The sequence below is a fragment of the Rhodoplanes roseus genome (genome assembly GCF_003258865.1).
Lineage (GTDB): Bacteria > Pseudomonadota > Alphaproteobacteria > Rhizobiales > Xanthobacteraceae > Rhodoplanes > Rhodoplanes roseus.
In genome coordinates this window covers 1-18,215 of the sequence record NZ_NPEX01000060.1, presented here as the reverse complement: position 1 = coordinate 18,215, position 18,215 = coordinate 1, and the positions used below count along the sequence as shown (strand labels likewise).

17 protein-coding genes are annotated in these 18,215 nt (G+C 70.2%); 7 read left to right on the top strand and 10 right to left on the bottom strand.

Features of this window, described 5'->3' with window-relative positions; translation table 11 throughout:
- Positions 1–57 precede the first annotated feature (57 nt).
- On the top strand, positions 58–1,263 hold the full coding sequence (locus CH341_RS11270) for a GGDEF domain-containing protein (protein ID WP_111419123.1): 1,206 nt from the start codon (positions 58–60) through the stop codon (positions 1,261–1,263).
- Between the two features lie 45 nt (positions 1,264–1,308).
- Here the strand turns inward: CH341_RS11270 and CH341_RS11265 are convergent, their stop codons facing one another.
- The 3 genes from CH341_RS11265 to CH341_RS11255 all read right to left on the bottom strand — a co-directional run bounded on the left by CH341_RS11265 (position 1,309) and on the right by CH341_RS11255 (position 4,971).
- A complete protein-coding gene (locus tag CH341_RS11265; RefSeq protein WP_245430997.1) occupies positions 1,309–2,250 on the bottom strand; it encodes a TY-Chap domain-containing protein in 942 nt (313 codons plus the stop codon).
- Between the two features lie 233 nt (positions 2,251–2,483).
- Positions 2,484–3,308, bottom strand: coding sequence for a DUF72 domain-containing protein (locus CH341_RS11260; protein WP_210208256.1), 825 nt, complete (start codon positions 3,306–3,308; stop codon positions 2,484–2,486).
- Positions 3,309–3,339: 31 nt separating this feature from the next.
- The gene (locus CH341_RS11255; RefSeq protein ID WP_210208255.1) at positions 3,340–4,971 is read right to left on the bottom strand and encodes a Na+/H+ antiporter; all 1,632 of its coding nucleotides are present in this window, start codon (positions 4,969–4,971) and stop codon (positions 3,340–3,342) included.
- Positions 4,972–5,230: 259 nt separating this feature from the next.
- On the opposite strand from CH341_RS11255, the gene CH341_RS11250 reads away from it, so the two are divergent.
- The 3 genes from CH341_RS11250 to CH341_RS11240 all read left to right on the top strand — a co-directional run bounded on the left by CH341_RS11250 (position 5,231) and on the right by CH341_RS11240 (position 7,798).
- A complete protein-coding gene (locus CH341_RS11250) occupies positions 5,231–5,590 on the top strand; it encodes an ArsC family reductase (RefSeq protein ID WP_111419122.1) in 360 nt (119 codons plus the stop codon).
- Between the two features lie 129 nt (positions 5,591–5,719).
- Positions 5,720–6,343, top strand: coding sequence for a TetR/AcrR family transcriptional regulator (locus CH341_RS11245; protein WP_111419121.1), 624 nt, complete (start codon positions 5,720–5,722; stop codon positions 6,341–6,343).
- Positions 6,344–6,412: 69 nt separating this feature from the next.
- Positions 6,413–7,798 carry an MATE family efflux transporter gene (locus tag CH341_RS11240; RefSeq protein WP_111419120.1) on the top strand — a complete coding sequence of 462 codons (1,386 nt, stop codon included), beginning with the start codon at positions 6,413–6,415 and terminating at the stop codon, positions 7,796–7,798.
- A 25-nt stretch (positions 7,799–7,823) separates the two neighbouring features.
- Here CH341_RS11240 and CH341_RS11235 read toward each other — a convergent pair whose 3' ends face one another.
- The 3 genes from CH341_RS11235 to CH341_RS11225 all read right to left on the bottom strand — a co-directional run bounded on the left by CH341_RS11235 (position 7,824) and on the right by CH341_RS11225 (position 9,979).
- Entirely contained in the window at positions 7,824–8,333 is a 510-nt protein-coding gene (locus tag CH341_RS11235; RefSeq protein WP_111419119.1) for a YgjV family protein, read from the bottom strand.
- 149 nt (positions 8,334–8,482) lie between these two features.
- Positions 8,483–8,980 carry a peptide deformylase gene (locus CH341_RS11230; protein ID WP_111419118.1) on the bottom strand — a complete coding sequence of 166 codons (498 nt, stop codon included), beginning with the start codon at positions 8,978–8,980 and terminating at the stop codon, positions 8,483–8,485.
- Positions 8,981–9,007: 27 nt separating this feature from the next.
- Positions 9,008–9,979, bottom strand: a complete 972-nt coding sequence (locus CH341_RS11225) for a quinone oxidoreductase family protein (RefSeq protein WP_111419117.1) — start codon at positions 9,977–9,979, stop codon at positions 9,008–9,010.
- Positions 9,980–10,154: 175 nt separating this feature from the next.
- Between CH341_RS11225 and CH341_RS11220 the strand changes: the two genes are divergently transcribed.
- Together CH341_RS11220 and CH341_RS11215 are read left to right on the top strand one after the other, a co-directional pair.
- Complete coding sequence (locus CH341_RS11220) at positions 10,155–11,858, top strand: alpha-amylase family protein (protein ID WP_111419116.1); 1,704 nt, start codon at positions 10,155–10,157, stop codon at positions 11,856–11,858.
- A gap of 294 nt (positions 11,859–12,152) precedes the next feature.
- Positions 12,153–12,368 carry a hypothetical protein gene (locus CH341_RS11215; protein WP_111419115.1) on the top strand — a complete coding sequence of 72 codons (216 nt, stop codon included), beginning with the start codon at positions 12,153–12,155 and terminating at the stop codon, positions 12,366–12,368.
- 306 nt (positions 12,369–12,674) lie between these two features.
- Here the strand turns inward: CH341_RS11215 and CH341_RS11210 are convergent, their stop codons facing one another.
- The 4 genes from CH341_RS11210 to CH341_RS11195 all read right to left on the bottom strand — a co-directional run bounded on the left by CH341_RS11210 (position 12,675) and on the right by CH341_RS11195 (position 16,692).
- Positions 12,675–14,357, bottom strand: a complete 1,683-nt coding sequence (locus tag CH341_RS11210) for a methyl-accepting chemotaxis protein (RefSeq protein WP_170149574.1) — start codon at positions 14,355–14,357, stop codon at positions 12,675–12,677.
- A 319-nt stretch (positions 14,358–14,676) separates the two neighbouring features.
- Positions 14,677–15,462: an SDR family NAD(P)-dependent oxidoreductase gene (locus CH341_RS11205; RefSeq protein WP_111419113.1), complete on the bottom strand. Its 786-nt coding sequence runs from the start codon at positions 15,460–15,462 to the stop codon at positions 14,677–14,679.
- A gap of 112 nt (positions 15,463–15,574) precedes the next feature.
- Entirely contained in the window at positions 15,575–15,850 is a 276-nt protein-coding gene (locus CH341_RS11200) for a GNAT family N-acetyltransferase (RefSeq protein WP_111419112.1), read from the bottom strand.
- A gap of 95 nt (positions 15,851–15,945) precedes the next feature.
- Positions 15,946–16,692 (bottom strand): potassium channel family protein, encoded by a 747-nt coding sequence (locus CH341_RS11195; protein ID WP_111419131.1) that lies wholly within the window; start codon positions 16,690–16,692, stop codon positions 15,946–15,948.
- Positions 16,693–16,908: 216 nt separating this feature from the next.
- On the opposite strand from CH341_RS11195, the gene CH341_RS11190 reads away from it, so the two are divergent.
- Positions 16,909–17,571 (top strand): hypothetical protein, encoded by a 663-nt coding sequence (locus CH341_RS11190; RefSeq protein WP_111419111.1) that lies wholly within the window; start codon positions 16,909–16,911, stop codon positions 17,569–17,571.
- The last annotated feature ends 644 nt before the right edge of the window (positions 17,572–18,215 follow it).

The window sequence follows — 18,215 nt, the reverse complement described above, 5'->3', positions numbered from 1 at the left end:
GCATATCGTCCGAGCAGGATCGGGCACGCCGAGGGATGAGATTGGAACGATCCGGTCATGGACGGGACGGTTGTTCGAGTCACGCTGTCGTTGATCGCACCCGGGATCCTGTTCCTGTTCGGAATCGCCTTCCTGGCGGCGTGGCTGATCGAGCGGAAGCGCGACTATCTGTTGTTCCTCGCCGCGGCCTGCGCCGCCTTCACGCTGGGAGCCGTCTCGCAGATCCTGTGGATCCCGGCCGACGCCGGGCTGAACGCGATGGTGTCGGGCGTGCTCTACACCGGGGCCGTGCTGATGGCGGCCGAAGGCATCCTGGCGCGGGCCGGACGGCATTTCGGAGGGTGGCCGGCGGCCGGCGTGCTTCTCGCCGTGACGGGTCTGCTGTGGTGGTTCTTCTATGTCGACCGGAATGTCCTGGTCCGCGTCTATGTCCAGAACTTCGGGTACGGGCTGGTGCTGCTGGTCACGGCGCTGCGGCTGACCGCGCTGGCGCGCGGCCGCCTCGTCGACAGGTTGCTGTTCTGGATCCTTCTCGTCTTCGCGGTGCATTTCTTCCCACGCACCGTGCTGACGCTCGGCCTCTCGGCGCCCCTGGGAGCGAAGGCGTTCGCCGACTCGGTGTTCTGGCAGACGCTTCAGCTCTCGCTCGCGCTGTTCGGCGTCGGCCTGGCGCTCACCTTGCTGGCCGCCGCGGCCATCGACGTCATCGACGACATGCGGCGCGAGCGTGACGTCGATCCGCTCACCGGCGTTCTCAACCGACGCGGGTTCGAGGATCGGGTGGCGGTCCATTTCGCCCGGCGCGACGGACCGGCCTCGCTGCTCCTGTGCGACCTCGATCGATTCAAGGCGATCAACGACACGCTGGGGCACGCGGCCGGCGATGCGGTGCTGAAACAGGTGGGGCGCCTCCTGCAGGGCGCGGCACGCCGTGAGGACGTCATAGGCCGCCTCGGCGGCGAGGAGTTCGCCGTGTTCCTGCCCGGCACGTCTCTCGCGGAAGCCTACGAGTGCGCGGAGCGACTGCGGACCGCCATCGCGCGGCACCCGGTCGTGCTGCCGCAGGGCTCGCGTGGCGTCACCGCGAGCTTCGGCGTAGCCGAGGCGGAGGCGGGCGAGCCGTGGCCGTCGCTGTGCGGCCGCACGGATCTCAGGCTCTACGAGTCCAAGCGTGCCGGCCGCAACCGGACCACCGCCTCGGCCGCGCCCGACCCCGCTTTTCCGAATGCGACTGCGCGGTCCGCCACGGAAATCCGGGGCTGACCGGGCCCGCTTTGCGCTCCCGGTGTGCGGGAGCCTGCGCGGCTGTCACTCCGTGTGGATATCGAGCTTGGGCACGCCGGTGTAGCCGTAGACGTCGAACAAAATGGTCAGGATCTCGCGGGCGACGACGGCGTCCGTGAAGGATTCGGGGGCATAGCTGCGCGAGTAGTTCGGCGCGCGGCCCGGATCGGCGAAGCCGGCCCGGTGGAGGCGCTCGATCCGCTGCGGGGTGAGAACCGCGGCCAGCGCCGGCCAGCTCTCCGCCGACTGGGCCTCGCAGTAGATCGCGACTGGTGCCGTCTCGGGCCCGCACTGGACGTAACCGATGCCGGCCGAGAAGACGACGTAGACGTTGCGGCTGCTGTTCAGACGCAGACGCTGCAGCTCCGCCGCCATCGTCGGTCCGTAGATCCCGATCAGCTCCTCGGCCGAGGTCACGGTTTCGGCGGTCTCGGGCTCCGCCCGGTACGAGCAGGCGAGGACCGCGGTGGGCCGCATGGAGCGGGCGTCGTTGACGCTGCCGGCGAGGTTTTGGGTCGGGCCGGCGCGGGGCGGGCAGGGCAGGTCGGCCACCCAGGCCGTGCTCAGCTCGATCCGGGCGGGCTTCGCCTCGTAGATCTCGGTGAGGGTCGACAGGATCAGCGTTGCGATCCGCCCGGTCGACAGGTCGGCCGGAAAGGTTCGCACGTGCTGGCCGAAGCTCGGGTCGAGCGTCCAGCCGAGCGCGGCGAGCCGGGCGAGGCGCTCCGGCGTGAGCACGCGTTTGAGGGACGGCTGCATGGTGGCGCCGGCCGCCTCGCAACGCAGCTCTCGGCTCGGCAGCCGCCGGCACTGGACGAAGGCATTGCCGTCCCAGATGGTCGCGTAGCCCACTCGGCCCGGACGCTGCAGCGTCGTGATGTTCTGGAGGGCCTCGTCGATCGCCGTCTCCGGCGTCTGCGCCTGGCCAGCGCAGGCCGTCATCAGCACGACGACGACACCCGCCACGGCCCTTATCCATCGCGTCGCGGCCGTACGAGCCGCACACGTCCTCCCGCGCCATGTCGCCATGGACGTCCCCGAACCCTGCGATGTCGATCATCCTGCCGGGGGCGTGGGAGGTTCGCCCGGAGATCCGGATCCTGCGCCACGCCGCCTGAACGAAAGAGGAACACAACTGCTGCGGCGTGTCAATCCTGAGTTGCATTTCCGCGTCGGTCGGCTCCGTTCCGAGGACGCGGTCAGCCAACCCGCTCGATCAGCGCCAACGCGGCGGCGGGGTTCTTCGGCTTGGCGCCGCTGATCACGTAGAGGAAGACGTCCCTGGGCGTCGCACCGGCCTTTTTGGTCGGTCCGACCGTCGCGAGGTCCGCGGGGGCCTTGCCGGCGGCCCAAAATTTCGCCCGCTCGGCCCAGGCGTCGAGCGCCGCCTCGGCGTAGCCGAGCGGCTCGTGCTCCTGCGTTCCCATGATGCGGGCATAGACGAAGTCGGCCGTCGGATCGGCGATCTGCGGATAGGCGGCATCGCCCGCGACCACGATCGCGACGCCGTGTTTTCGCGCCAGCGCGACGAACTCGGGATCCCGAAAGCTGTCGTGGCGCGCCTCGATGGCATGACGGATCGGCCGACCCTCGACGCTCTTCGGCAGCAGGGCCAGAAAGGCGTCGATGTCGGCGGGGTCGAACGTCTTGGTCGGCGCGAGCTGCCAGTTGATCGGCCCGAGCTTGTCCTTCAGCTCCGTCACGCCGCTGGCCAGGAAGCGCTCGACCGAGGCGCCGGCCTCGGCCAGCACGCGGCGGTTGGTGGCGAAGCGCGGCCCCTTCAGGGCGAAGACGAAATCCGCCGGCGTCTCGTCGTGCCACTTGGCGAAGGTCTCCGGCTTCTGCGAGCCGTAGAAGGTGCCGTTGATCTCGATCGAGGTGAGCCGGCCCGCCGCATGGGCGAGCTCCTGCTTCTGCGGCAGCTTGTCCGGATAGAACGTGCCGCGCCACGGCTCGAACACCCATCCGCCGACGCCGATCCGGATGGTGCCGCGCTTGCCGCTTGGCTTGGTCGTTTTGCTCACCTGCTCGGCTCCCTGATCGGCGATCGCGTGCTCACGCCATGTAGCGGGCTTCGAGGAGATCGAACTCCTGCATCAGCCGGGTCGCCACCGCGCTGCCGATCTGGCGCTCGATCAGCAGGCGCAGCACGGCCTCGCGCGAGGCCTGCACGGCGGCGACCCGCATGCGGCGCTCGATCGCCTCGTCCTCGCGGGCCCGCGCCGTGTCGTCGCCCGAGCGGTTCTCGATGCGGGTCCGGTACAGATCCATCAGGCGCGACGCGATCTCGACGTAGCGGTCGGCGTCCGGACGGCCTTCCGCCATGGCGTGCTGCACCTCCTCGATGCGGGCGATGGCGGCCTCGGCGGCGGCGACGCGGGCGCGGTCGTCCTCGGCGTCGGTCGAGGGCTCCTCGGGCAGCACGAGGCCGCGCATCGCCAGCGGCAGGCCGATGCTGGCGATCAGCAGCGAGGTGATGATGACGCCCATGGCGATGAAGATCGCCAAGTCGCGGGCCGGGAAGGGCTCGCCGCTCGGGAGGACGAGGGGCAAGGTGAGGACGCCGGCGAGCGTCACGGCGCCGCGCGGGCCGGCGCAGGCCATCGCGACCGTCAGCCGGGCCAGGCTCGGTGCCGGAATGCCCAGGCGCTGCCAGGTCCGGAACCAGGTGATGCTCAGCGACACGCTGGCCCACACGAAGCGCAGCGCCGTGATCACGGCGGCGGTCGCCAGCACATAGGCGGCGAGCCACAGCGGGCTGGAATGCCCGGTGAGCCCCACGGTCTGCTGCGCCTTCGGCAGGATCGCCGGAAGCTGCTCGCCGAGCAGCACGAAGACGACGCCGTTGGAGGCGAACTGGATCATGTCCCACACGGCGCGCCGGCGCACCCGGGTCGCGGCGAGCGCCTGGCCGGTCGCCTCGGCGAAGCTCATCGCCACCCCGGCGCCGACCGCGGCGAGAATGCCGGAGCATCCGGTCTCTTCCGCCGTCAGATAGGCGGCGAACGGGATCAGCAGGCTGACCAGGATGTTGGAGCCGGAGTCCTCGCCGAAGCGGCGGCCGATATACTCCTTGGCCCGCATGATCGCCACGGTGACGCCGACGCCGACGATCAGCCCGCCGGCCGCCACCCAGACGAAGGTCGCGGCCGCCTCGACGGGCGAGAAGGTGCCGGTGGCGACCGCAGCGACCGCGAAGCGGAAGCAGACCAGGCCGGTGGCGTCGTTGAGGAGAGATTCACCCTCGAGGATGTGCATCATCCGGCGCGGGATCGACACCCGCCGGGCGATCGCCGACACGGCGATCGGATCGGTCGGCGACAGCACCGCGGCGAGCGCGAAGGCGACGCCGAGCGGCATGGACGGAATCATCCAGTGGATGAACAGGCCCATGCCCACCACCGTGAAGGCGACGAGCCCGAGCGCCAGCTCGAGCACGGTGCTGCGGTCCTTGAGCAGCTCGTCCTTGGGGATCCGCCAGCCGTCGAGGAACAGCAAGGGCGGCAGCAGCAGCAGGAAGAACAGCTCGGAATCGAACTCGACCCGGATGTCCGCCACCAGGCCGATCGCGGCACCACAGGCGATCTGCACCAGCGGGCGCGGAATCGCGATCGGCAGCATGCGCGACAGGCCGCTGGCGATCACGACGACCAGCAAGAGAATCAGGACGGTGGTGACGGAGGTCAAACGCGTGGGGCCTCGTGCGTGGTCGTTCGTCCGCCGGACGCTCGACTGCCATCGAGACCGAAACCGCGACGTGACGTCAATTGCTTTTGCAGCCGATCGGGGCGGGGATTTGGCGCGAAGGGCGCCCCGGCTGCGGGCCCGCCTCGCATTCCAGTTGCAGGCGCGGCCTGCCGCGTGCCTGCCATCACGGCCACGCGGCTTTGCCGCGCGCGATCGAATCGGCGAAGAAGCGCCAGTCCAGCACTCGGGAGCAGCGACGATGGCGGGCGAGCGATCCGTGACCCTCTACGGCATCAAGGCCTGCGACACGATGAAGAAGGCGCGCGCCTGGCTCGACCAGCACGGCGTCGTCTACACGTTCCACGACTACAAGGTCGGTGGCATCGACAAGGCGACGCTCGAGGGCTGGGCCGAGACGGTCGGCTGGGAGCGGCTGCTGAACAAGGCCGGCACCACGTTCCGCAAGCTGCCCGACGCCGACAAGGCGGACCTCACCAAGGCCAAGGCGATCGGCCTGATGCTGGCACAACCTTCGATGATCAAGCGCCCGGTGCTGGCGTTCGGCGACGCGATCGTGGTCGGCTTCTCGCCCGAGACCTACGCCCGGACGTTCGGCTGATCCGAGCGCCGGCGCCGTCCGGGCCGTCTCCGGCCGGAGCGCTCTCGGTATACATTTCGATCGACATCTATCCTTGCGAATAAAGTTTGGTCATAATATATAAGTCCGCGGCCGACAGGAGGATGCCGGATGCGGGTGAGCCGGGAACAGGCGGAGAAGAACCGCCGCCACGTGGTGGAGGTCGCGAGCCGCCTGTTTCGTGAGCGGGGGTTCGACGGCATCGGGATCGCCGACCTGATGAAGGCCGCCGGCCTGACCCAGGGCGCGTTCTACGGCCAGTTCCGTTCGAAGGACCATCTCGCCGCCGAGGCGACGGCCGCCGCACTGGCGGCGTCGCGCAGCACCTGGGACGAGGTGACGGCGGCGGCCGAGGACGACGGGCTCGGCGCTCTGACGCGTCGCTATCTCTCGGACGACCATCGTCGGCGCGTCGCCCAAGGATGCCCGCTGCCGGCGCTCGCGGCGGACGTGGCGCGCAGCGGGCCGGAGGCGCGTGCCGCCTTCCGCCGCGGGCTGAAAGGCCACGCCGACATGCTGGCCGGCCTCCTGTCGCCGGCCGAGGAAAATCCCGCGGGCGGGCGCGACGCGGCGCTGGCGACGCTGTCCACCATGGTGGGTGCCGTCCTGCTGTCGCGCGCCGTCGACGACGATACCCTGGCCGAGCGGATTCTCGCCGCCGCCGCCGCCGACGTGTCGGCGCGGGCCCGGCCGTCGCAGGCGCCGCCCCGCGTCCCGGACACCCCGGAGCGATAGCCGGGAAGGGTCCGCGATCGCCGTCCGGCGTGCCCGAAGGCACCGTTCGTCTCGACAAGGAAAGCCCCCATGGCATCGGCCCCGATCCGGCGGGACGCGTCGACGCCGCCCGCCGAGCTCGACCCGCGCACCCGCCGGCTGCTGAACGCGCCGGTGGTGCCGCTGCTGCTGGGCATGGCGTGGCCGAACATGCTGATCATGCTGGCCCAGGCCTCCACCGGCCTGATCGAGACCTGGTGGGTCGCGCGCCTCGGCACCGACGCGCTGGCCGGCATGGCGCTGGTGTTTCCGCCCGTGATGCTGATGCAGATGATCTCGGCCGGCGCGATGGGCGGCGGCATCTCGTCGGCGGTCGCCCGGGCGCTCGGCCGTGGCCGTCGCGACGAGGCGGACGCGCTCGTGCTGCACGCGCTGGCGATCAGTGTCGGTCTGGGACTGTTCTTCTCGGCCGTCATGCTGACGTGCGGCGAGCCCGTCTACCGCCTGCTCGGCGGCCGCGGCTCCGAGCTGCAGGCGGCGCTCGTCTACTCGAACGTGGTGTTCTGCGGCACGCCCCTGCTGTGGGCCATGAACGGCCTCGCCAGCGTGATCCGCGGCACCGGCAACATGCTGTTTCCGGCATGGGTCATCTGCGCCGGCGTCGTCGTGCTGGTGCCGCTGTCGCCGCTCCTGATCTTCGGCGTCGGCCCGTTTCCGGCGCTGGGCATCGCCGGCGGCGGCGTCGCGCTGGTGGCGTTCTATGCCGGCGCGACCGCGCTGCTGCTGTGGCATGTGGGGTCGGGCCGCAATCCGGTGCGGCTCGTCCGGGTGCCGCTGCACTGGGCGCCGATGCGCGACATCCTGCGGGTCGGGGCGGTGTCGGCGCTCACCTCGATCCAGACCAACGTCACCATCGCGGGGGCCACGGCGCTGGTCGCCGCGTCGGCGAGCGTCGGCGCGGTCGCCGGCTTCGGCACCGGCGCGCGGCTCGAATATCTGCTGATTCCGATCGTGTTCGGCCTCGGCGCGCCGGTGGTGGCGCTGGTCGGCACCAATATCGGCGCCGGCCGGCACGACCGGGCGCTGCGCATCGGCCTCACCGGCGGTGCCGTGGCCTTCGTGATCGCCGAGACGATCGGCCTCGCCGCCGCGATCTGGCCCGAGGCGTGGCTGGCGCTGTTCAGCACCGATCCGGCGATGCTCGAGGCCGGCGCGACCTATCTGCGGATCGTCGGACCGACCTACGGCTTCTTCGGGCTCGGCATGGCACTCTACTTCGCGTCGCAGGGCGCGGGGCGGCTCGTCTGGCCGCTGTGCGCCGGCGCGCTGCGCGTCGTCGTCGCGCTCGGCGGCGGCTGGGCGGCGTTTTCGCTCGGCGGCTCGCTCGCTTCCGTCTTCGCGGCGCTCGCCGGCGGGCTTGTGTTGTTCGGGGTCGTCCTGCTCGTCGCGGTGCGGGCCGGCGCCTGGTTTCGCTGATCGGCGGCTCGCGCGACGAACGCCGTTACGCGGCTGCGGCGGCGCGGCGGGCCCGCACCATGCGCACGATGGTCGAGACCATTGCGATCGCGATCGAAGCCTCGAGCAGCGTGCCGCCGATCGAGCCCGACAGCACGTTGTTGACGAGCCACATCAGGCAGCACGCCAGCATCACCAGCCGCATCGGAATTCCGCGCATCAGGAACATGGCGAGCGTGCCGCAGGCCGAGGCGGCGACCGGCAACCAGCCGGTCCAGTGCGTGACCACCTGCGAGCCGATCGCCAGCAGGATCGCGACGACGGCGACGGCGAGAAGCGGCGAGGAGGTGCGCAACGCCAGGAAGGAGCGCGCCGCCGACACGGTCGCGGTCGCCATCGCCGGGATGTTGCCCAGCAGGAAGAAGTGGATCGCGTAGGCGATGCACTGGGTGCCGTTGAGCAGCTTCAGCGGACGGTCGGTGGTCTGAAGAAACGCGGCGATGCCGAACACGAAGGCGGCATATCCGGCGATCTGGGCCGGAGAGAAGAAGTCCATCGCAACAATGTCCGCGGGCAGCCGCGCGCCGTCGAGCGGCGCGGCCGCACCATAGGTCCGCAGCCGCGCAGGTCAACACGACGCTGCGAATGCCAGGGCGGCGTTCGGGCTCGGCCGGTCGCGTCGTTCCGAGGGGCTTCGTCCTGCCGTCAGCGGCGTTGCAGCTTCTCGTACTTCTTGACGACGCGCTCGCGTTTCAGGCGCGACAGGCGGTCGACCCAGAAACAGCCGTCGAGCTGGTCGATCTCGTGTTGCAGGCAGACGGCGAGCAGGCCGTCGGCCTCGCCGGTGTGCGACAGCCCGTCGAGATCCTGCCACCGCACCTTGATGCGCGCCGGGCGCTCGATCTCCTCGCTGACGCCCGGCATCGAGACGCTGCCCTCCGGATGCGTCTGCATCTCCGGCGACGACCAGACGATCATCGGATTGACGAAGGTGCGTGCCCCGTCCGCGAAGGACAGCTCGATGACGACGACGCGCAGCGGCACGCCGACATGCGGCGCCGTGATGCCGATGCCGGGCGCCGCCCGCATGGTGTCGAGGAGGTCGGCGGCGAGCGTGCGCAGGTCGTCGTCGAAGGCCTCGACGTCGGCGGCGGGGGCGCGCAGCAGCGGATCGGGGAACTTCAGGATGGGGCGGAGCGGCACGGCGTCACCTCGGCCGGTGGATGGGAGTCACGGTACGAGCACGATGCTTCCGGTGGTGCGCCCGGCCTCCAGGTCGGCATGGGCGCGCGCCGCCTCGGCCAGCGGGTAGGTGGCGCCGACCGGGTCCGACGGCCGGTCGGCCAGGAACGCCAGCACGTCGGCGGCCCCGGTCGCGTAACGGTCCGGATCGTTCGAATAGGCGATCACGCTCGGCCGGAACAGCCCGATCGAGCGGGCCGGCCCGAGCGCTTCGACCGGGACCGGCGGAATCGGTCCGGCCGGCTGGCCGAGGCTGGCGACGACGCCGAACGGCCGGACGCACTCCAGCGTGCGGGCGAGCGTCGCGCCGCCGATGCCGTCGCAGGCGAGCGTCACGCCGCGACCGCCGGCGAGACGGCGGACCTGGTCCGGCCAGTCGGCGTCGGTGTGCAGCACGACGTGGTCGGCGCCGGCCTCCCGGGCCGCCGCGACCTTCGCGGCCGAGCCGACCGTCGCGATCATGGCGGCGCCGAGCCGGTGGCCCCAGCGCAGCAGCACCCGCCCGAGGCCGCCGGCGCCGGCATGCACCAGCACGGCGTCACCGGGCCGGACGGCCTTGACCTCGTGGAACAGCATGTGGGCGGTGAGCCCGCGCAGAAAGGCGCTCGCGGCGAGGGGGGTGGACACGGCATCGGGCAGGGCGACCAGCCGCGAGGCGGGCAGGGTCCGCACCGCCGCGTAGGCGCCCACAGGGAGCCCGCCATAGACGACGCGCTGGCCGACCGCGAGGTCCGTCACACCGGACCCGACGGCCTCCACGATACCGGCGCCCTCGACCCCGAGCACCGCCGGCAGCGGCACCGGATAGAGGCCGCGCCGCTGGTAGACGTCGATGAAGTTGAGGCCGATCGCCTCGTGGCGGATCCGCGCCTCGCCCGGGCCGGGCTCGGCGGCGGCGCGTTCCACGGGACGCAGAACCTCCGGGCCTCCGGTTTCCGACATCTGGATCGTGAGCGGCATGGCTGTCTCCTTGCAGCCCTCAGAAAGCATCTGGCGGCGGATTGCGAAACAGCGATGTGGCCCGGACCGACCGCCCAGCCACGCCCCGGGCGGTCGCTCCGGCGGCGCCGGAACCGGGATCCCGGCCGGTTGTTACCGTCCAGTGCGCGGCGACGGCGAAAGGTGGCGGGCCATCATGATCAACGATCTCTGGTACAAGAACGCGGTGATCTACTGCCTCTCCGTCGAGACCTTCATGGACGCCAATGGCGACGGGGTCGGCGACTTCCAGGGGCTGGCGAGGCGCCTCGACTATCTCCACGGTCTCGGCGTCTCGGCGGTGTGGCTGATGCCGTTCCAGAAGTCCCCGGGCCGCGACGACGGCTACGACGTCTCCGACTACTACGGGGTGGATCCGCGCTACGGCACGCTCGGCGACTTCGTCGAGTTCACCCATGCCGCCAAGCAGCGCGGCATGCGGGTGCTGATCGACCTGGTGATCAATCACACGTCGGACCAGCATCCCTGGTTCCAGGAGGCACGGCGCGATCCTGCCTCCAAGTATCGCGACTGGTACGTCTGGTCGAAGAAGAAGCCGAAGAACGCCGACCAGGGCATGGTGTTCCCCGGCGTGCAGAAGACCACCTGGACCTACGACGACGTCGCCAAGGCGTACTACTTCCACCGCTTCTACGACTTCCAGCCGGATCTCAACACGTCGAACCCGGCCGTCCAGGCCGAAATCCTGAAGATCATGGGCTTCTGGATCCAGCTCGGCGTCTCCGGCTTCCGCATGGACGCGGTGCCGTTCATCATCGGCACCAAGGGCGCCGACGTGACGACGCCAACGGAGCAGTACGACATGCTCCGCACCTTCCGCGAGTTCATGCAATGGCGCCAGGGCGACAGCATCGCGCTCGCCGAGGCCAATGTGCTGCCCGAGACCGACATGCAGTATTTCGGCAGCGACGGCGACCGGATGCACATGATGTTCAACTTCCAGGTCAACCAGAACCTGTTCTATGCGCTCGCCGCGGCCGACACGCGGCCGCTCGTCAAGGCCATGAAGGCGACCAAGCCGCGCCCGGCGACCGCGCAGTGGGGGCTGTTCCTGCGCAATCACGACGAGCTCGATCTCGGGCGGCTGGAGGAGGAACAGCGGCAGGCCGTGTTCGCGGCCTTCGGTCCGGACGAATCGATGCAGCTCTACGATCGCGGCATTCGCCGCCGCCTGGCACCGATGCTGGGTGGCGACCAGCGGCGGCTCGAGCTCGCCTACAGTCTCCTGTTCACGCTGCCGGGTACGCCCGTGCTGCGCTACGGCGACGAGATCGGCATGGGCGACGACCTCTCCCTGCCGGAGCGCAACTGCGCCCGCACGCCGATGCAATGGTCGAACGAGCCGCATGGCGGCTTCACCAAGAGCGACAAGCCGGTCATGCCGGTGATCTCGGGCGGCCCGTGGGGCTACGAGCACGTCAATGCCGCGATCCAGCGGCGCCACCCGCAATCGCTGCTCAACTGGACCGAGCGGATCATCCGCATGCGCAAGGAGGTGCCGGAGGTCGGCTGGGGCGACTTCGAGGTGATCACGACGCGCGATCCGGCCGTGCTGGTGGTGCGCTACGACTGGCGCAACAATTCAGTGCTGTTCGTGCACAATCTCGGCGATACGCCGCGCGAGGTCGCCTTCGCGACGGGCGTCGACGGCGAGCACGGCAAGGTGCTGGTCGATCTGCTCGGAAACGATCATCTCGATGTCGACGACAAGGGCAAGCACCGGCTGGTGATCGAGGGCTGGGGCTACCGTTGGTACCGGGTCGGCGGGCTCGATTATCTGCTCCGTAGAAGCGAGATCGACGGAGTGGACGACAAGATGCCGGCGCATCCGGCGCCCTGAGCTGGGCGGCCGGCGGCGATCACGTTCCTGCGATCCTCCGGTACCGGCCGCCGCCGTGCCTTCGTTTGGTCGCGGTGCGCGCTCTTCGCGCCGGCCGCGTCGCGCCGCCGGCGCCGGTCCTCTTGCGATGCGAGGCGGATAGGGCGTCCTGCTTCGGTGTTCCTCTGCTCCGTGCCGGCGCCCGGCCCTGCACCCTGCCACCGCAACGCCGCGAAATGGTCACGCGTTTTTCGTCTGCTCTTCGCAAGCCGCCTGTACGTCTTCGCCACCTGAAACGAAGAGGACGTACCCCCCATGGGAACGCTGATGATCCGCTGCCCCGAGACCGGACGAGCCGTGTCGACCGACATCTCCGTGAGCCGCGAAGCATTCGCCGCCATGCCGGTCTTCTTCAGCCGGACATTCTGCCCCTACTGCAAGACGTCGCACGAGTGGTTCGCCAAGGACGCGTGGGTCGCCGATCAGGTCGTCACCTCGGTTCGCGACCATGCGAGCCGCCGCGTGGCATGATCATCAATAATCACGTCGAGCTAGCACCGATGAGACGTCATCTTCGGATCGCGATGCTCTCAGTCCACTTGTCGACAGATATCGTTTTACTGCCTTGAGGAAAATTTCGGATCACGTCCGCAATAACCCTTCCGGGAAACCGCGGTCGAAGCGATCCGCCCGACGCCGTATGGTTCTCGTCGACCCGCTGCCCGAACCGATCCGAGCCTCAGGCGAAAGCCAGGGTTGCGGGTCAGCTCCGGGCGGCGGGGCCGAGGGACGTCCCTGTTCGCGAAAGCGGTCGCGTGCCGCAGTGTCGATGTGGCGTCAGGCGGCACGCACCGTCGCCAAGAACTTCTCGACCTCCAGTCGCAGCTGACTGCTCTCCTCGGCGAGCCGGGTCGCTGCCGCATGCACCTCGCCGGAGGCCGCACCGGTCTCCTCGGCGCCGCGGCTCACCTGCGTGATCGTGTTCGCCACCTCCCCGGTTCCGCTCGCGGCCTTCTGGATGTTGCGTGAGATCTCCGAGGTCGCTGCACCCTGCTGCTCCACGGCGGCGGCGATCGCTCCGGCGATCTCGGCGATCCGCCCGATCGTTCCGCCGATCTCCTTGATGGCGGCGACCGAGTCGTGCGTAGCGGCCTGCATGCCGGCGATCTGGGCCGAGATGTCGCCGGTCGCCTTGGCGGTCTGCGCGGCGAGCGCCTTCACCTCGTTGGCGACCACGGCGAAGCCCTTGCCGGCCTCGCCGGCGCGTGCGGCTTCGATGGTGGCGTTGAGCGCCAGCAGGTTGGTCTGCTCGGCGATGTCGGTGATCAGCTCGATCACGTCGCCGATCCGGGTGGCGGCGAGCGAGAGATCGGTCACGCGCCGGTCGGTCGTCTCGGCCTGGCGCACCGCCTCGTCCGAGATCCGGCTGGATGCCTGGACCTGACGGCTGATCTCGCCGATCGAGGCGGTCAGCTCGTTGGTCGCCGCCGCGACGGCCTGGACGTTGGTCGACGCCTCTCCGGAGGCGGTCGTCACGGTCTGGGAGAGCTGCCGGGTCGTGTCGGCCGTGCGGGTCAGCGTTCCGGCCGTGGCCTCGAGCTCGGTGGCCGAGGCCGACACCGTGCCGATGATGCCGCCCACCGCCTGCTCGAAGCGGTCGGCGAGTCGCCGCATGTCGGCGCTGCGCTGCGCCGCCGTGCGGATCTCGGTCTCCTTCTGCTCCGCCTCGAGTCGCTCGCGCTCGACGGCGTGCTCCTTGAACACCTCGACGGCGCGGGCCATGAGGCCGATCTCGTCGCCACGGTCGAGCGACGGCACCGCGACCGCGTGGTCACCGGCCTGCAGGCGACCCATGATGCGGGTCAGGACGACGAGCGGCCGCGTCTGCCAGCGCAGCACGCCGTAGAGCGCGCCACCGATCAGCACGGCGGCGAACAGTGCCTGCAGCGCAATGCCGCGGACGAGCGCGTCCAGCACGCTGAAGAACTCGCTCTGCTTCACCCCGACGAACAGCACGCCGACGGTCGCGCCGGCGGCGTCCTTGATCGGATCGTAGGCGGTGAAATACGGCTCACCGAGAATGTCGGCCTCGCCGCGATACGCTTCGCCGCGGACCAGCACGGCATCGTGCGCCGGCCCGACCAGCCGGGTGCCGATCGCGCGTCCGCCTTGCGGCGTGCGTACATTGGTGGAAACGCGGGTGTCGCGCCGGAACACCGTCGCCACGCCGCCCACCAGGGTCTGAATTCTGTCGACCAGCTCGGTGTCGCCGTCGAGGCTGCGCCGGCCGGCCGTCATCTGGTCGCCGGAGACGCGGATCTCGCCGGCTCCGCGCAGCACCTCCCAGGCGACGCGCATGTTGGCTTCCTGGCGCGCCTGGGCCTGGGCGCGCAGCGCGCGGTCGAGCTGTATCGACACCACGAGCACCAGGCTGCCGCAAAGCGCGACGATGCCGAGCACGGTCAGGGCGGAGATCTTGGTCGGCAATGAAATGCGATTGAGAAAGCCGGGACGCTTCAATTGAGACTCCGATGCGGGGCAACTCGCAGGCGGCTGCGCCGGCGGAAGAGGCCGCTGAAGGGACATCTGGTATGGAACGGGCCGAGAGACGCGGGGCCGGTCACCACGGGAATCCGTGCCCCTGTCCCTCGACGTGGGCGCGACGATGCAATGTATTGAATGGGCGCCGCTCGTTAAGAGCGCCTGAACAAAGCGCCGGGCAGGCACTCGTTCGGCCCGGAGCACCCATGCAGGAAATGCGAGGGTGCGTCCGGCCGGAGAGGCGGGCCACCGCCGCCCGCCTGCCGCCGCGCGGCCCGACAGGCCATGTCCGGAGACATCAGGTGATCGACATGACCACGCCGCCGTCGACGCGCATCGGAGCGCCCGTGATGGCGGACGCCTCGCGGGAGGACAGGAAGGCGACGAGCTCGGCGACCTCTTCGGGAAGCGCGAGACGCTTAATGATGGACGTGGGGCGCGCGCCGTCGATGAAGGCGCGCTCGGTCTGCGGGGTGATCTGCTGGCCCATCGACGCGAACATCGCCTCGACGCCCTCGGTCCGGGTGGGGCCGGGCAGCACGGCATTGACCGTCACGCCGGTGCCGGCGAGCGCCTGGGCGAAGCCGCGCATCAACGCGAGATCGGCCGACTTGGAGAAGCCGTAATGGATCATCTCGGTCGGAATCTGGACGCCGGATTCCGACGACACGAATACCACGCGACCGAATCCCTTATCGCGCATGCGCGGGCCGTAATGGCGTGTGAAGCGAACGCCCGAGAGCACGTTGATCTCGAACATGCGCTGCCAGTCCTCGTCCGGGATCTCGAACGCGTCCTTGATCTCGAAGATGCCGACATTGTTGACCAGGATGTCGACGTCGCCGGCGGCCTGGATGATGGTTTCGATGCCGGCCCTGGTTCCGGCGTCGCCCGGCGCGGCGATCAGCTCCGCGGCCGGCACGGCCTTGCGGATCGCCGCGATCGCCGCCGCGACGTCGCTCTCCTTGCGGCCGTTGATCGCGACCGCGGCGCCGTTGGCCGCGAGCTTTTCGGCGATCGCCCGGCCGATGCCCTTGGTGGAGCCGGTGACGAGGGCGCGCAGGCCCGAAAGATCGACTTGCATGGGAACACTCCGGGATGGTTCGGCCGACCACGTCGTGATGCCGCCGATGCGGGCGCGCCCCGGAGGGTCGAGAGCACGCCGGCGGCACGGTCGGCTGCAGCGCCGCTGAAGCTCACGCCAGTAGAGCCCGGTAGTCCGGATGGCGCTTGATGAAATCCGCCACGAAGGAGCACGCCGGAACCACCGCGAGCCCGCGGTCCTTCGCGCTGTCCAGCGCGCCGCGCACGAGCCGAGACGCGATGCCCTGTCCCCGCAAGGCGCGTGGAACCTCGGTATGCGTGAACGTGATCACGTCCCCGGACAGGCGATAATAGGCCACCGCGAGCTGCCCGTCGGCGTCGAGCTCGAACCGCGCCTGGGCGGCATTGTCGCGAACCTCGTCCGCCATGGCCAACGCTCCGAAATCGCCCGGGACCAGCCCCGGGTGTCCGACCTCATGTAGGAACGATCCGGCTCGGCGGAACCCCGGGAGGGCTGCGCCCGTCAGCGGCCCTCGTCGGGAATGTTGAGGACGATGCCGCACGCTTTGCAGTGCACCGCGTCCGGCTCGTGCCGCATCAAGCCGCAGTTCGGGCAGTCGAAGCGCACCTTCGAGGGTTGCAGCACGGTGCGGGCCAGGTTGAGGAACAGCGTGACGCCGAGAATCATGATCACCACCGAGATCAGCCGGCCCGATGTTCCGGCCAGGGTGATGTCGCCGAAGCCCGTGGTGGTGAGCGCCGTCACGGTGAAGTAGAGCGCGTCGGCGTAGTTGGCGATCGACGGATTCTGGGCGTGCTGGGTCTCGTAGACGATGCCGGTCATCACGAAGATGAACACGGCCAGATGGACGGCGGCGAGGATCACCTCCTCGTTGCGGCAGAACCACGGACTGTCGAGGCGCAGCCGGGCCAGCAACTGATAGGTGTGCAGCAGCCGCACGGTGCGCAGCACCCGCAGGAAGCCGGCGCCTTCGCCGACCAGCGGCGCCAGGAACGAGACGATGGCGGCGACATCCGCCCAGGTGGCCGGGTGGAGCAGGTCGCGCCAGGGCCGCCGCGAGATCGCCAGACGGACGGTGAAGTCGACCATGATCACGGCGCCGAACAGGACGTCGAGCTGCTCGACGAGGTCGCCGCGCGGCAGGAACGACGTCACCACGATGAACGCGACGGTCACGAGATCGAAGGCGAGCAGGGCATAGCGGAAGCGGTGCGCCTCCGGCGTGTCGCCCTCGTAGTAGTCGCGTATCGCCGCGATCAGCCGGCGCGCCCCGGCGAGGCGGCGGGGCCGGCTGCTGCGAGGATCGGCCGCGGTCGGGGTGTCAGTGGTCACGCGTTTACTCCTGCGCCCGAGGGTAGCAGGCCGGAGTGGTCTCGCGAAGCGTGCCGCGCGACGGCCCGGCTGAACCTCCGGGCGCCCCGGTGCGACCAACTCCGGCGCGGATTGGTCCGCCATGGGGGCCGCATGGCTTTCGGGTTCATTTCGATACCGCTCGACGAGGCCCGGGAGGGCCTCGATCTCGACGCCCATTTCGGCGACCGCACCACCCTGGACGACATCGTCATCGCGTCGCCGAGGCCGTCGCTGCTGGTCGTGCGGTATTCCGGCAACCACGCTGTCGCGGCCGGCGACCTGGACATGGACGGGATGCTCTCGGCGAGCGTCGCCGGTGTCGTGGTGGACGGCGACCTGGAGCTGTTCGGGGCCATTCTCAACCGGCGGACGGACCGGACGCCGGCTTTCGTATGGGTCCGCGGCAGCCTGCACTGTCGGGCCATCGCGGTGGGCAACATGGATCTGGTGGTCGACCGCAACGTCACGGCCGATCTGGTCGTGGCGAGCGGCGAGGATGGTCATCTGCGGATCGGCGGGGACGTCCACGCGGCGCGCATGATCGTCGACGACGGCGCGTTCGCCTCGGTGCACGGGCGGATCATGGCACGCGGCTGGAACGGCTCGCTACACGCGGAGGTGATGCTGCGTCGCAGCCGATGGGTCGACGAGGTCCGCCCGGAGCTGCGCGCCGAGTTCTTTCGTGGCGACGGGACCGTGGCGTGCACGGGCGGCGACGGAGGCCTCGTGCAGGCGCTGCTCGCCGGACGGGACATTCTCCGGCCTGAACCTTGACGCAGGCGGGGCCCAGACGCGTCACAATGTCGGCGCATGGTCGGTGACATGACGTCTGGCGGCGCATGGTCCGGCCGACGATTTTTGGTGGGGCGGGTGTGGTGACGATAAAATCGGTCCGGGGGACCGGGTGGGCCGGACGCCTCCGGGCGCTCCGGGTGCTGTCGCTGTCGGCCTTGCTGGTCGTGGCCGGAGGGCTGGGAGCCGCCGCGCAGCAACCCGATCCGCGGCTCGAGCGCAACCGTCCGCCCGCCGCCGCGAAGCCGTCCGCCCGCAGTCCCGCCGTCCAGGCGCCGCGCCTCTTTCCGACCGCGCCACGCGCTGTCGGACCCGCCGGACTTCCCGGCTCAGGCGGTCGTGGACCGAATCTGCCGGCCGCCGGCTTGCCGGGGCCAGGTGGGCCCGGCCCGCGAGTCGGCCTTCCGGCACGTCCCGATCTGCCGGGCGGCATGCCCGGCATGGTGCCGGCCGGCCGCCCCGGCCTGGCCGACCGCGGCCCTGTCGATCGGTCGGCACGGGATCCGCGCGCCTTCACTCCGCCGTCCGCCGGGCTGCCCGGCCGAGCCGGCCCCCGCGTTGCGCCGGAGGGCCGCCCTCCGGTCTCGGCCGTCGGTCCAGGCCGGCCGTCCGGCCCTGCGGCCGGT

Coding starts and splice junctions, on each gene's coding strand:
- CH341_RS11270 (WP_111419123.1), top strand. CDS start 58: ATGGACGGGACGGTTGTTCGAGTCACGCTGTCGTTGATCGCACCCGGG.
- CH341_RS11250 (WP_111419122.1), top strand. CDS start 5,231: ATGGCGGGCGAGCGATCCGTGACCCTCTACGGCATCAAGGCCTGCGAC.
- CH341_RS11245 (WP_111419121.1), top strand. CDS start 5,720: ATGCGGGTGAGCCGGGAACAGGCGGAGAAGAACCGCCGCCACGTGGTG.
- CH341_RS11240 (WP_111419120.1), top strand. CDS start 6,413: ATGGCATCGGCCCCGATCCGGCGGGACGCGTCGACGCCGCCCGCCGAG.
- CH341_RS11235 (WP_111419119.1), bottom strand. CDS start 8,333: ATGGACTTCTTCTCTCCGGCCCAGATCGCCGGATATGCCGCCTTCGTG.
- CH341_RS11225 (WP_111419117.1), bottom strand. CDS start 9,979: ATGCCGCTCACGATCCAGATGTCGGAAACCGGAGGCCCGGAGGTTCTG.
- CH341_RS11220 (WP_111419116.1), top strand. CDS start 10,155: ATGATCAACGATCTCTGGTACAAGAACGCGGTGATCTACTGCCTCTCC.
- CH341_RS11215 (WP_111419115.1), top strand. CDS start 12,153: ATGGGAACGCTGATGATCCGCTGCCCCGAGACCGGACGAGCCGTGTCG.
- CH341_RS11205 (WP_111419113.1), bottom strand. CDS start 15,462: ATGCAAGTCGATCTTTCGGGCCTGCGCGCCCTCGTCACCGGCTCCACC.
- CH341_RS11200 (WP_111419112.1), bottom strand. CDS start 15,850: ATGGCGGACGAGGTTCGCGACAATGCCGCCCAGGCGCGGTTCGAGCTC.
- CH341_RS11190 (WP_111419111.1), top strand. CDS start 16,909: ATGGCTTTCGGGTTCATTTCGATACCGCTCGACGAGGCCCGGGAGGGC.